This window comes from Citrobacter sp. Cb023 (assembly GCF_030336805.1).
In the GTDB taxonomy this organism is placed as follows: Bacteria; Pseudomonadota; Gammaproteobacteria; order Enterobacterales; family Enterobacteriaceae; genus Citrobacter; species Citrobacter braakii.
On the sequence record NZ_JAOWCV010000040.1, the window covers coordinates 181,710 to 194,359 of the forward strand.

General features: G+C 52.5%; 10 protein-coding genes. 6 read left to right on the forward strand and 4 right to left on the reverse strand.

What is annotated here, in order from left to right:
* Nucleotides 1-30: 30 nt before the first annotated feature.
* The 5 genes from OGW44_RS21805 to OGW44_RS21825 are packed head-to-tail and all read left to right on the forward strand — an operon-like array spanning nt 31 to nt 5,658.
* Nucleotides 31-1,317 (forward strand): ABC transporter substrate-binding protein, encoded by a 1,287-nt coding sequence (locus tag OGW44_RS21805; RefSeq protein WP_047358956.1) that lies wholly within the window; start codon nt 31-33, stop codon nt 1,315-1,317.
* A gap of 9 nt (nt 1,318-1,326) precedes the next feature.
* The gene (locus OGW44_RS21810) at nt 1,327-2,193 is read left to right on the forward strand and encodes a carbohydrate ABC transporter permease (RefSeq protein WP_016154602.1); all 867 of its coding nucleotides are present in this window, start codon (nt 1,327-1,329) and stop codon (nt 2,191-2,193) included.
* Nucleotides 2,194-3,021 carry a carbohydrate ABC transporter permease gene (locus OGW44_RS21815; RefSeq protein ID WP_016157527.1) on the forward strand — a complete coding sequence of 276 codons (828 nt, stop codon included), beginning with the start codon at nt 2,194-2,196 and terminating at the stop codon, nt 3,019-3,021.
* A gap of 11 nt (nt 3,022-3,032) precedes the next feature.
* Complete coding sequence (locus OGW44_RS21820; RefSeq protein WP_075848543.1) at nt 3,033-4,616, forward strand: alpha-glucosidase; 1,584 nt, start codon at nt 3,033-3,035, stop codon at nt 4,614-4,616.
* Nucleotides 4,600-5,658: a glycoside hydrolase family 130 protein gene (locus tag OGW44_RS21825; protein ID WP_075848545.1), complete on the forward strand. Its 1,059-nt coding sequence runs from the start codon at nt 4,600-4,602 to the stop codon at nt 5,656-5,658. The genes OGW44_RS21820 and OGW44_RS21825 overlap by 17 nt, the downstream gene beginning before the upstream one ends.
* 210 nt (nt 5,659-5,868) lie before the next feature.
* Here the strand turns inward: OGW44_RS21825 and OGW44_RS21830 are convergent, their stop codons facing one another.
* From OGW44_RS21830 to ebgR, 4 genes are all read right to left on the reverse strand, one after another.
* Complete coding sequence (locus OGW44_RS21830) at nt 5,869-7,302, reverse strand: amino acid permease (RefSeq protein WP_016154598.1); 1,434 nt, start codon at nt 7,300-7,302, stop codon at nt 5,869-5,871.
* Between the two features lie 65 nt (nt 7,303-7,367).
* Complete coding sequence (locus OGW44_RS21835; protein WP_047358669.1) at nt 7,368-7,817, reverse strand: beta-galactosidase subunit beta; 450 nt, start codon at nt 7,815-7,817, stop codon at nt 7,368-7,370.
* Entirely contained in the window at nt 7,814-10,906 is a 3,093-nt protein-coding gene (gene ebgA / locus OGW44_RS21840) for a beta-galactosidase subunit alpha (protein WP_104651988.1), read from the reverse strand. Before ebgA ends, OGW44_RS21835 begins: the two co-directional genes overlap by 4 nt.
* A 206-nt stretch (nt 10,907-11,112) precedes the next feature.
* Nucleotides 11,113-12,096 (reverse strand): transcriptional regulator EbgR, encoded by a 984-nt coding sequence (gene ebgR, locus OGW44_RS21845; protein ID WP_016157523.1) that lies wholly within the window; start codon nt 12,094-12,096, stop codon nt 11,113-11,115.
* 209 nt (nt 12,097-12,305) lie between these two features.
* Here ebgR and OGW44_RS21850 point away from each other — a divergent pair, with 209 nt between their 5' ends.
* A complete protein-coding gene (locus OGW44_RS21850) occupies nt 12,306-12,638 on the forward strand; it encodes a tRNA-binding protein (RefSeq protein ID WP_016157522.1) in 333 nt (110 codons plus the stop codon).
* The last annotated feature ends 12 nt before the right edge of the window (nt 12,639-12,650 follow it).

Here is a 12,650-nt window from a genome sequence, read left to right on the forward strand (position 1 = left end):
ATACTTATTGAAAGTAAATGGAGAATTATCGTGAGAATTGTAATATTAGCTAAATTAACAGCCTGTGTACTATTCGCGTTTTGTATTTCTGGCTGCGGTCCGGATGATAAAAAATCCGCAGAGACAGCAAAAACGCCAATTAAAATGTGGGTGGCACCAAACGAAAATGAAGAAGCCTTCTGGAATACTATGGTTAAAGAATGGAATAAAGACCCGGCGCATACCCCGGTCGAATTTACGCCCATTCCTGCCGCCAGCAGTTCTGAAGAGGCAATAATGAACGCGCTGGCTTCCGGCACGGAACCCGATATTTCCAGTAATATCTTTATCGGTTTTGCCAGCCAGTTGGTGGAAATTGGTCAGCTTGAAGACCTGTCTAAAATGAGTGGTTTTAATGAACTCGTTAATAACCGACAGATGGGCAAAATTATTCCTGCCTGGCAATTAAACGGCGAGCAACACGTTCTGCCAATCTATATTAATCCTATCGTCTGGTGGTGGCGGGGCGATTTACTCAAGCAGTATGGTTTTGATCATGTTCCGACCCGTTATGATGAGCTTTATCAGTTGGCAGAGCGCCGGGCGGCGGATAATAACGGCTATGTTATCCAGATGACCGCCGGGAAAAACTGGTGGGAACGCTGGTTCGATTTTATTCCGCTTTATTATGCGCAAAACGGCGGTAAACCTTACCTCGCGGGTCATCAGGCGACGTTTGCCGATCCTGCCGGACAGGCGGTACTGACCTTTATGGGGAAAGTCTTTAACAGCAAGTGGAGCAGCTACGACTTCACCGCCGCCGACGATCCGTTAGCGACCGGGCAGGTGCTGGCGTCCGCGCGCGGTCCGTGGGATATCGCTCGCTATCACAAGCAGTATCCGGAGATCCTCAAAACGCTGCAAATTGGGCCGATGCTCACCGAGAAAGGCGACGCGCACCCGTATACGTTCGGCGACAGCAAAGGGGTGGTGATCTTCAGTTCCAGCAAGCGCAAAGCGCAGGCGTGGGCGTTTATTCAGTGGGTCTTTAACAACGCCGAGCACGACCGGAGCTGGCTGGAGCTGACCGGTATGCCGCCAGCACGCAGTGATTTAATGAGTAATCCGCTGTTTGTGAATTACTTTGAGAAAAACCCGCTGGAGAAGGCGATCGCTTCTTACGTGGACGTCGCGCTGCCGCCAGCGGCCACTACGCAAACCACGGAGATTCAGCGCAGCATGACGCAGATGCTGGAGCAGGTCATTTTCAACCACGCCGATCCGGCAGCCACCCTCGATAAATCCGCGCAGGAAATTAACACATTGCTGGCGAAATAAGGGGAAAAAATGGCTGGATATGAATCCCGCACCGGAGGCCTGTTGGCCTCCACGTGGATCGGTTATTCGTTGCTGTTCTGGTTTTATCCGCTGTGCTGGCTGGTCGTGCTTAGCGTGACGAACTGGCAATTTATTGGCACGCCGACGTTTAGCGGATTACAGAATATCATTGGCGTGTTTCATGACGCGTTATTCTGGCAATCGATGTGGAACGTGTGCCGTTTTTTAATGTGGTATATCCCGATTGTCTTTCTTGCCTCGCTGCTGTTTGCCGCGGGATTACGAAAAATTAAGTACGGGAAAAGTTTTATTGCCCTGAGCTTTTTACTGGCGAATATCTCTTCGGGGGTGGCCTATTCCATCGTCTTTGCAAAACTGTTCAGCGAATACGGGCCGGTCAATCAATTTTTACAGGCCAGTTTCGGCATCTCTGTGCCCTGGTTTACCAACCCTGACTGCGCCATGTTATCCATTGCGTTAATTGTCACCTGGAAATTCGTCGGTTATTACGGGCTGATTCTCTATTCCGGGATGGTGGCGATCCCCGCGGATATTTACAGCGCGGCGCAGTTGGATAAAACCGGGAAGTTTAAGCAAAGTTGGGCGATTACCCTGCCGATGATGAACGCGCAAATCGTGATGGTGATGGTGCTGGCGATTACCGTGGCGTTCAGCATCTTTACCGAGCCGTATCTTATCACCGGCGGCGGGCCGCTCAACAGCACCACCAGTCCGATGGTGGTGATGTATGAAGTGGCGTTCCAGAAAATGAAGCCAACCTGGGCGGCGACCATGTCGATTATCGTTGCGGCATGCAGTTTCCTCGCAATCTGGGTCTTCCGCAAAGTATTCGAAAAACATATCGAGATTGTGTGAATGAAGAAAATGACTCCCTTAACGCTGCTCATTCACGCCGTGATGTTTTTGCTGGCGCTCACCTGGCTTTATCCTTTTATCTGGATGGTGATCTCCTCGTTGAAACCGACGGCGCAAATCTACACGACCGGGCTGTTTTCCGGTCATCTGACGCTGGAGAATTACGCTTTTCTGTTCGATAACAGCAACCGGGCGGACAAACCTTTTTTGCGCACCCTGGTTAACTCGCTGTTCGTGTCGCTCACCATTACCGTCTGCGTCACGCTGACCTCAATGCTGGTGGGATATGCCGTCGCGAAAACCGAGTTTCGCGGCAAAAATGCGTTTCGCAACCTGTTGATTGTGCAGATGGTTTTCCCGGTCTTTATGTTCATCATTCCACAGTTTGTCCTGATGCGTGAACTGGGGCTGATCAACAGCTACGGGGCGATGATCCTGCCGTATGCGATGAGCGCCTGGGGCATTTTTATGGTTTCGCAGAGCTTTAAAGGCACGCCGAATGATTACCTGTACGCCGCAAGGCTCGATCACGCCAGCCTGTGGGGGATCTTGCGGCATGTGATGATGCCGCTGAATAAATCCATTCTGGCGATTGTCGCACTGTTCACCTTTTCCAGCTCATGGGACAACTTCCTCTGGCCGCTGATCGTGATGCGCGAAGTGGACAAAATGCCGTTTTCGGTGCTGCTCGCCACCTTCAGCAAATCCTACGGCATCTACCTGGGACCGGTGCTGGCGGGGTCGGTGGTGCAGATGCTGCCAATCGTTGTCCTGTTTATTCTGTTCAGAAAATACTTCCTCGAAGGCATGTCGTTATCACTGAAATAAGGAACGTGACGGTGAAAAAGCAACCGTGGTGGCAGGCGTGTACCTGTTATCAAATTTATCTGCCTTCGTTTTGCGACGGCAATAACGACGGGCTGGGCGATTTTCCGGGCCTGATTTCCCGGCTGGATTATTTGCAGGCGCTGGGCATCGGCGCGGTGTGGATCACGCCGTTTTATCCCTCTCCGCTGGTGGATAACGGCTACGATATCAGCGATTACTGCGCCGTTGACGCCCGTTTCGGCACTCTCGACGATTTCCGCCGGGTGGTTGACGGCTGCCACGCCAGAGGCATTCGGGTGATTATCGATCTGGTGGTCAATCACGTCTCCTCAGAACATCCCTGGTTTCGCGATGCGTGGAATAATCCGGGCAGCCGCTATCGTGATTATTTCCTTTTTCGCCGCCAGCCGAATAACTGGCGTTCTTTCTTTTCCGGCAGCGCGTGGACCGCTGAGCCAGACACCGGCGAGTTTTATTACCATAAATTCGCGCCCGGCCAGGTGGATCTCAACTGGGCCAACCCGGCGGTGGAACAGGAAATTTACCGGGTAGTGGATTTCTGGGTTACGCAGGGGGTGGACGGTTTTCGCTTTGACGTCATCAACTTTCTTACTACCGACGGCATTGGGCCTGATAACCCGGAAGAGAACGGCGAGCAGCGCCATGAATTTGACGTTAATCAGCCGCGACTCCCGGAGACGCTGCAACGGCTGTGTGCCCATGTTCGGGCGCAGGGTGACTATTTCCTGATTGGCGAAATCGGCAGCGAAGACCCTGACGTGCTCAGCCGCTATCAAAGCCCGCAGCTGATGGACGTGGTGTTTAATTTCAATATCGGTAGCCAGAAAAACTTTGATGTTTCCCGTCTTTTCAGCCAGTTAAAAACCACGCTGGCTGCGCAGTCGGGTTTACCGACGCTGTTTTTCTCCAGCCATGATATGTCGCGGATGATCAGCCGCTTTGGCGAAAACGAGCGCGATACCGGGCGGGCGCTGGCGGTGTTGGCGCTTCAGCTAACGGTGAGCGGCGTGCCGTTTATCTTCCAGGGAGAAGAGCTGGGGGTGACCGACTACCGTCCGCAAACGGCAGAGCAGCTTTTTGATATTCAGGGAAAAACCCATTACCGCACCGCCCTTGCCGCAGGCAGCAGCCCACAGCAGGCGCTGGCGCTGGCTATTGAACATTCGCGGGATGGTTCGCGCGCGCCGCTGCCCTGGCGCGACGCCCCCTTTGGCGGATTTTCCTCCGTCGCACCGTGGATGCCCGTCGGCGGCGATATCACCCTGATTAACGCGGAGCGCCAGCAGCAGGATGAGACATCGTTCTGGCATCAGTACCGACAGCTTATCGCCCTGCGCCGCCGCGTTGCGGCGCTGCATCAGGGACAGCAGGACTCGCTCGACCTCACTGACGAATGCGTCTGGTTTACCCGTTCGACGGCGGAGGAGCAGGTCTGGATCGCCATCAACTTTGGTGCGCCTGTTCGCAATCCGTGGCAGGAGATTGAGGCTGAAGTGCTGTACGGAGAGGACGCGCAATGGATTGGCAAGAATCAATGTTTGATCAAAAGGAGAGTACATGGACAGGCACAGTAAAAACCCGTTGATTACCCCGGCGGACGTGACGCCTTCACTGCCCGGCAGGAAGGTCGATTGTGTTTTCAATGCTGGCGTAACGGAGTGTGACGGGGAGATCGTTTTGCTGCTGCGGGTGGCGGAAAGCGTGATCAATTCCGACCCGCAGCAGCGTGTCGTACCGCTGTTGGAAAAAACCGATACGGGCTGGGTACAGGCCACCGCGAGTTTCGATCGTCGCGATGAACGCTATGATTTCAGCGATCCGCGGGTGATCGTGCTGAAAAGCGATCCGGCGCGGGTGTGGCTGACCTCTATGTCGCATCTGCGTCTGGCGCGCAGTCGCGACGGGGTGAACTTCCGGATTGACAGCCAGCCGTTTATCATCGCCGATACGCAATATGAAGAGTTCGGCTGCGAAGATGCGCGGATCACCCGCATCGATGATACCGCGTACATCAACTACTCGGCGGTGTCGTCGCTGGGGATCTCTACCGCGTTAGCGGTGACCAAAGATTTTGTCACGGTGGAGAAAAAAGGGTTGATCCTCTGCCCGGACAACCGTGACGTCTGCTTTTTCCCGGAAAAGATCGCCGGTAAATATCACGCCCTGACCCGTCCGGCCCCGTGCCACTTCGGTCATCCGGAAATCTGGATCTGCGAGTCGCCGGATATGTTGCACTGGGGCAACCATCGCCACCTGCTGGGACGGTCCGGCGATGCCTGGGACTGCCGTAAATCAGGCGGCGGCGCGCCGGTATTAAAAACCGATCGCGGCTGGCTGGAGATCTACCACGGTGTGGATGCCGATCAGCGCTACTGCCTTGGCGCGCTGCTGCTGGATCTCAACGAGCCGACCCGTATTCTGGCGAAATCACCGGTACCGTTGCTGGAGCCAGATGCGCCCTACGAGCGCGAAGGCTTCTTCGGCAACGTGGTGTTCACCTGTGGGGCGCTGATCCGCGATGAGACGCTGCACGTCTGGTATGGCGCCGCCGATGAGTGTGTGGCGCTGGCGACAATGCCGCTGGACAAACTGTGGCGGCATCTGGGGGTTAAATAAATGCCGCAGAGCGTCCTGGGTTGCTAAACCTCCTTCTGGCACGGGGGCGATTCACACGTTGCGGCCGCTGGTGGACGAATCTTTTCTGCAAATAATGAAAATACACAACAGAAGAGCAGGGCAATAAATGCCCTGCTCTTCTGTATATTTAATGTCACATTGTATTTCAGGTGCGCAAGAAAACAGATTGCGCTTATCGTTATTAATATTTTAATTAATATCTGACGCGGGGGCCGCCTCAATAGCTTTTTCTTCTTTGGTTAGCCCTTTGATGTATTTACTGTATTTCCACCAGGCAAAACCGAGGAAAATAACAATCCCCCCGACGTTATAGAATATAATGGTCATGATGTTACCGCCGGTCGGGAAGGTCGAGGCAATAAACCCGATGGTGAAAAGGACAATCAGCATCGATACCACAATAATGCCGGTTTTTTGCGAACCCATACGGAAGTCGCGCGGTAAGTGGTCCAGTTTTGCGCGCAGATTCAGGTAAGCCAGCATAATAAACAGCGGCGGCAGCATTGATGCGGCGGCGGTCATGTTGATGATAGTGTTCATTAAATCCTGCACGGTATTGGAGCCGAGTGTTGGGATAATCATCAGCGGGATAACAATCAGGAACTGAATCCAGGCTGCGCGGGCCGGAACGCCATTTTCATTCAGTTCGACGGTTTTTTTACCGAAAATACCCGCCGGAATTTCAGAGAAGAAAATTTTCACCGGCGTTGCGGTCCACATCAGCAGAGAGCCGAACATCGCGGTAAAGGAGACCAGGCCAACAAAGCGGTTAACGATCAGTTCCGGCAGGCCAAAGTATGCCGCCAGACCGTGGAATACCTGTACCGAACCACCGGTAAATTTCAGCTCTTTGCTGCTCACGAAGACGTTGATCAGTACCGAGGAGATGGAATAGAGCACGCCGATAAAAATCCCGGCAATGATAATGACCTTCACGAACGATTTGGACCCGCCCTTGACGTCGTTGACGTACACTGCCACCGACTCCGCACCGCCTGCCGCCATAAAGATCCAGGTGGTGATACCGAGGAAGGCCCAGTTAAAATTCGGGATCATTGCGTCTACGGTGATAGGGTCAGCAGGCTGTACGCCGCCAACCAGCGCAGTACCCGCCAGCAGGATGTAGGACAGGGTCAGCAGCAGCATCAATGTGGAGGTGACCGAAGTAATTGGTCCTAACATTTTTGCGCCGTTGGTCGAAACCCAGGTGGAGAAGGCAAACAGCACCATACTTAACACAGTGGTTGCGAACGGCGTCAGAATGTATTCGTAGCCTAAAAAAGCATATGAGGCGTAGGCGATAACACGGGGTAACAGCGAGGTAAAAAAGAACAGGTTAACGAACCAATAGGTATAGGCGGTAATAAATGCCCAACGTCCGCCCAGCGAACTTTTCACCCATGCATAGACACCGGCTTCGGAGTTTTTATTCAGCGAAACAAATTCAGCGATGATTAAGCAGAACGGAATAAAGTAGAAGATCGTCGCGAGGAAAAACATCGGTGCGGATGCTAGACCCAGCTCAATATTATTGTTGATAACGTTATTAAAACTATAAACCGCGGCAAAGGTGAGTGAAAGTAAGCCGAACTTGCCGATGGTATTACGTTTGGTATCAGACATAGCACATCTCCGATTCCTGATTATTATAGGGTACTGGCGGCGCAACGTCGGCGCCGCCTGTGTTTTTATTTATTATGAAAATAACCATCTTCGATGGTGACTTTGAGTACGACTTTTTTCACTGCGTTATTACAAATAAAACGATAGGCTTCATGGTTGTCACAAATAACCATTTGTCCTTCGCGCACTTCTACGGTTTTTCCACAGCCTTTCAGATATTCGCGATCGGTTTCATCGCGATAATATTCAACCACCTGGAGATCCTCTTTGGCGGCATACTCTATTTTTTGCTGTCCTTGCAGGTAGTAATGGATCTCAAAATAACGACGATAACCGGTAAACAGTGCATCGGTCGCGGAGTCTGTCTCCACGCGATAGCTCAGGGAATCACCGATAGAGTGGGCGACGCCTGGTTGAATATTATCAATATTTTCAATCGCTTCGACGCAGCGCTGCCACTTCTTCCCGGATGCGTAAATTTGTTGGAACTGCGCTAAGTTGTCGATGATCCTCATTTTGTATTCTCACTGTGCAAATTCGTGGAAAAGAACCCGGTACCAAAGACGCGGCTGGCGGCGGTTTGAGCGCTAGATTCGCTACCGGAAACCGGCAACAACGTGAAGCCGTAGCTGAACGAACGGAACCAGACGCGCCAGGAATCAAGCACCTCGCTTCCCCAGGAGTTGGAGCCTAAGCCCAGCACCTGGTGGTCCAGATTCAGGGTGATGTCATCGCTGCGCTGCAGCGCATTACAGTGCTGTGCGGCAAAGATATTTTCTGGCGTATAGCGCCAGGCGCTCAGGTTGACAGGGCGCTGCGGAATCACCAGCAGACCGTTGCCGTGGCGGTTGGTTAGCGTTGCCCAGCGCACGTCCTGACGATTGCCGTTGTTTTGCGGGAACGGATAGTTTTCGAACATCTCATCCACGCTGCTGCGCCAGATATCGATGATGTTGGCCTGCTGGCTATCGGCATAGTTTTCACCGGGACCACGTCCGTAATACGCCACCTGCCCCAAATCGCCGTTGATGCCCATCGTGAAGCCGATGCACGGAATAATGTCCCGGTACTCGCCGTAAGGCTGGCCGGAAAGCTCCACGTTCAACTGACCGTCTGCGGCAATCCGCCAGCGGTAGGTACAGCGCATACCGAAATCAAATACCGGCGGGGCGATAATCGTCTGGCTGGTTATCAACAGCGCGTCATCGGTTTGCTCAATGGCAAAATCGCGCAGATGTTCCTGCATAATCTGTAAATGATTTGGTTGCCAAAGGCCTTCGAACTCTTGTTTGTGGTTATCAATGGTTGGTTTGAAGAAATTAATCTTCGGCTCGCGGGTAATCAGCTCCTCACCGTTAACGGTCCAGCTAATGGGCTTACCGTTCAGTTTTGAGAAGGTCAGATGGAAGTTATAACCGCGTATGGTGCAGCTCTGGCGGCTGTCTTCCAGCGTCAGAGGAATAGCGTTTTTCAGGCTAAACGGTACGGCAGCCGCCGTTCTGGCCTTCAGCGGGAACTGATAAGTCGCGATGTGGTGCCCGGATTCGCTGTATAACGTGCGGGAATCTTTCGTCACGATGACGTTGAGGAACGCTTCGCGCGCATCCAGCTCCGGCAGTGTGCATTGCACGAGGGTATCGCTGTCAGGAGGGACGTCGCGCAGTTTTATCTGCTGAGCAGAAAGCGTATCTCCCTCGGCGCGAACCTCAATATGCAAGGTGTAGTCGTCAAGCGTGGTAAACCACAGTTTGTTTTCTACCCGTAGCTCGCCGCGAGCCAGATCCTGTGCGCGTACTTTTACTGGCGCAATCACCTGCTTGTATTCCTGCAGACCCGGCCCCGGGGTTTGATCGGAATAAATCAGGCCATCAAGGCAGAAGTTGTAGTTGTTCGGATAGTCGCCGTAGTCGCCGCCATATTTGTACCAGACGTTGCCGTCGTCATCTTTGGCCTGAATCCCGTGATCGCACCACTCCCAGACATAGTGTCCCTGAATGCAGTCATGCTGATAAAAGACGTTCTGATATTCCGTAAGCCCGCCGGGACCGTTGCCCATGGCGTGAGCATATTCGCAGATGATGCGCGGCTTAGGATGTGGATATTCGCCAAACTCATTCATTAGCGGCACACGGGTGTACATGGTGGAGATGATATCCACCACTTCGGCGTCACGATCTTCTTCGTAATGGATCAGACGCGTGTCATCCAGCGCTTTCGCGGCGTGATACATGGCGCGGATGTTACAGCCGTATCCGGATTCGTTGCCGAGCGACCAGATGACGATCGACGGGTGGTTTTTTTGTGCATGGATGTGGCGCACGATGCGCTCAACGTAGACGTTTTCCCACAGCGGATCGTCGGTTATCCGGCTGATATCGCCGATATTGGCGAAGCCGTGAGATTCAACGTCGGTTTCGGCCATCACGAACAGACCGTAGATATCGCACAATTCATAGAAGCGCGGATCGTTCGGGTAATGGGCGGTACGCACGGAATTGATGTTGTGCTGCTTCATTAACAGCAGATCTTTTTCAACGCGATCCATGCCAACCGCACGGCCTTTTAGATGATCGTTGTCGTGGCGGTTAACGCCATGCAGCATCACGTAGCGGTTATTGATGTAAAACAGACCGTCGCGAACTTTGATATCGCGGAATCCGACCCGCTGTGGCACGACCTCAAGGAGATTGCCGTTGGCATCTTTCAGCGTCATCACCAGATGATAAAGATACGGCGATTCCGCTGACCACTGCTGCGGCGCGCTAACCTTGAAATTAAAAGCGGTGCGGGTGTGTTGATCCACTGCCAGATTGTTAATCACACCGCTATGCAGCGCCTGCTCACCGTCAAACAAGGTGTATTCGAGCGACGCCATCGCTGGCGTGGCAGCCAGGTTTTCCAGCGCAATGTCGCAGGTGAGGGTGGCGTCGCGATAGTCATCATCGAACTCGGTGCGAACGGTAAAATCCTGAATATGGGTCGCCTGTTTGCCTACCAGATAGACGTCGCGGAAAATTCCCGCCGACCACCACATGTCCTGGTCTTCAACGTAAGTGGAATCAGCCCATTGCATTACGCGAACGCACAGCAGGTTGTCACCGGTCTTTACCACCGCGCTGATATCAAATTCAGCCGTCAGGCGGCTGCCTTTGCTGAAACCAACGTACTGACCATTCACGTAAACTTCGAAGTAGGTTTCTACGCCATCAAATTTAATCAGCGTTTGTTTGCCCTGCCAGCCTTCGCTGAGGGAGAAAATGCGCTGGTAGGCTCCGGTGGGGTTATTGGTCGGAACGTAGGGGACATCAATCGGGAAAGGAAAACCTTCGTCGGTATACTGCAGTTTGCCGTGTCCTTCCATCTGCCACATGCCTGGGACGGTGATGCTGCCCCAGTCATTCATAAACTGCGACGTAAAGATTTCCGGCACCTGCAGCGGATGCTCAAAGAACTGAAAATTCCACTGACCGCTTAGCAACTGAAAGAGGCTGCTGGTTTCACGGGCAAACGAGCGAGCCTGCGCAACGGAGTCATAAGAGAAAAAATATGCGCGTGGCGCCAGTCGATTTTCGTGGGTGAGCTGAATGTTTTCCCAGCGATTCATAAGGCCTCCCGGTGGAGAAAAATCGGAACCATTCATTTTAATGGTGAGTAAGTGTAATTGATGGTGATTTTAGTAAAAGTTTTACTAAAATATAGCGAGTAAGGTGATTTACTTTAACTGGATCACGAAAATAATGGGGCGCAGAAAATAATGCATGACAATGCGCGCCCGGCATCAGAAGAAACCGGGCGTGTTTACTGGGGATTTTAGCGGGTGGTGCCGCGCAGTTTCAGCTTGCTGGGAACAAAAACCAGCAGAGGAAGCGCACGCCCATCGCGGGCTTTCTCAAACAGCAGGTTGACGCCCTGACTGCCCATCATTTCTGAATGGATGCGAACGGTGGAAAGCGGAGGAAAGGTGAAGCGCGCTGTCGGGATATCATTAACGCTAATCAGCGAAATGTCCTGCGGAATGTTCAGGCCACGCTCGTGAATGGCGCGCAGAACGCCAATAGCAATCGAGTCTGAAGCCACAAACAGGGCACCGGGATAGTCGGCTTTCGCCAGCATTTTTTTTGCCAGTTCATACCCTGATGAACTGGAGAAACCGCCGCGATAGATGTCCTGTTCAGAAACGACCTGCTGCAGACGACCGTATTCGACAAACGCGGCTTCACGGATATCTGCCTTGCCGGGTTCGTCTTCACCGCCGATGAAGCCAATGCGAGTGACGCCCTGGGCGATGAAGTAGTCGATACTCTCTTTACTGATGCGGGCCAAATCGATATCGACGGCGTCATATTCGCTGCCGGGTTCATGGAAATCGATAAAGCAGATGTTGTCGGTAAGCGCTGCTGCTGCATTACGCAAAGCCGAAGAAGGCTTGCCGACAATAAGAATGCCGGTAATGTTTTTGCTCTCCGGTAGCCCACTGTGCTCATAGCAGTTGGTCAGTTCGATCCCCAGCTTCTCACACTGGGTTTCTATTCCGTGACGGATCGCGAGATAGTAAGGATCGTTGATTTCCAAATCCTGCTGGTAGCTGTAGAGCGCCAGAATATGCTGGGGGCCGAGCGCGCTGGTCTGGTTTTTACGAGCACTGCTGGTTTTGTACTCCAGTTTTTCCGCGATCTCCAGAATGCGATGCTTGGTCTCTTCTTTTACATTCAGCGTGGGGTCATCGTTTAAAACCCGGGACACTGTCGCCAGGGACACGCCAGCTTCGATTGCGATGTCTTTAAGTGTTGCCATGTTTGCCTTTTCCCTGAGTTACCTGCGCATTGTAAATGAAGTGCTTATCTATTCATCTGTTTTCAGTAAAAAAAGTACGTTTAATTGACATGCCTGGGGTAAAACTGGGCTTTCAGAGTGTGATGACTACGTCATTTTCCCGCTTTTGAGAACCATCCCCGGAAAATATTTTGCTATTATTTAGTAAAGTTTTACCAAAGGAGAACACAATGGATACCGTCGCATTTGCTGATTTTGCCCGAATGGAAATACGTGTTGGAAAAATCGCACAGGTAAAGCGCCATGACAATGCTGATAAGCTGTATATCGTGCAGGTGGATGTGGGAGAGCGTACGCTGCAAACCGTGACCAGCCTGGTGCCTTATTACAGCGAAGAGGAATTGATGGGGAAAACGGTGGTGGTGCTGTGTAATCTGCAAAAGGCCAAAATGCGCGGGGAAACGTCAGAATGCATGTTGCTGTGCGCTGAGACGGACGATGGCAGCGAAAGCGTGCTGCTGACGCCAGAACGCCTTATGCCTGCGGGTGTGCGGATTGTTTAAGTTGTGCTAATT

Coding starts and splice junctions, on each gene's coding strand:
- OGW44_RS21810 (WP_016154602.1), top strand. CDS start 1,327: ATGGCTGGATATGAATCCCGCACCGGAGGCCTGTTGGCCTCCACGTGG.
- OGW44_RS21815 (WP_016157527.1), top strand. CDS start 2,194: ATGAAGAAAATGACTCCCTTAACGCTGCTCATTCACGCCGTGATGTTT.
- OGW44_RS21825 (WP_075848545.1), top strand. CDS start 4,600: ATGGACAGGCACAGTAAAAACCCGTTGATTACCCCGGCGGACGTGACG.
- OGW44_RS21830 (WP_016154598.1), bottom strand. CDS start 7,302: ATGTCTGATACCAAACGTAATACCATCGGCAAGTTCGGCTTACTTTCA.
- OGW44_RS21835 (WP_047358669.1), bottom strand. CDS start 7,817: ATGAGGATCATCGACAACTTAGCGCAGTTCCAACAAATTTACGCATCC.
- ebgA (WP_104651988.1), bottom strand. CDS start 10,906: ATGAATCGCTGGGAAAACATTCAGCTCACCCACGAAAATCGACTGGCG.
- ebgR (WP_016157523.1), bottom strand. CDS start 12,096: ATGGCAACACTTAAAGACATCGCAATCGAAGCTGGCGTGTCCCTGGCG.
- OGW44_RS21850 (WP_016157522.1), top strand. CDS start 12,306: ATGGATACCGTCGCATTTGCTGATTTTGCCCGAATGGAAATACGTGTT.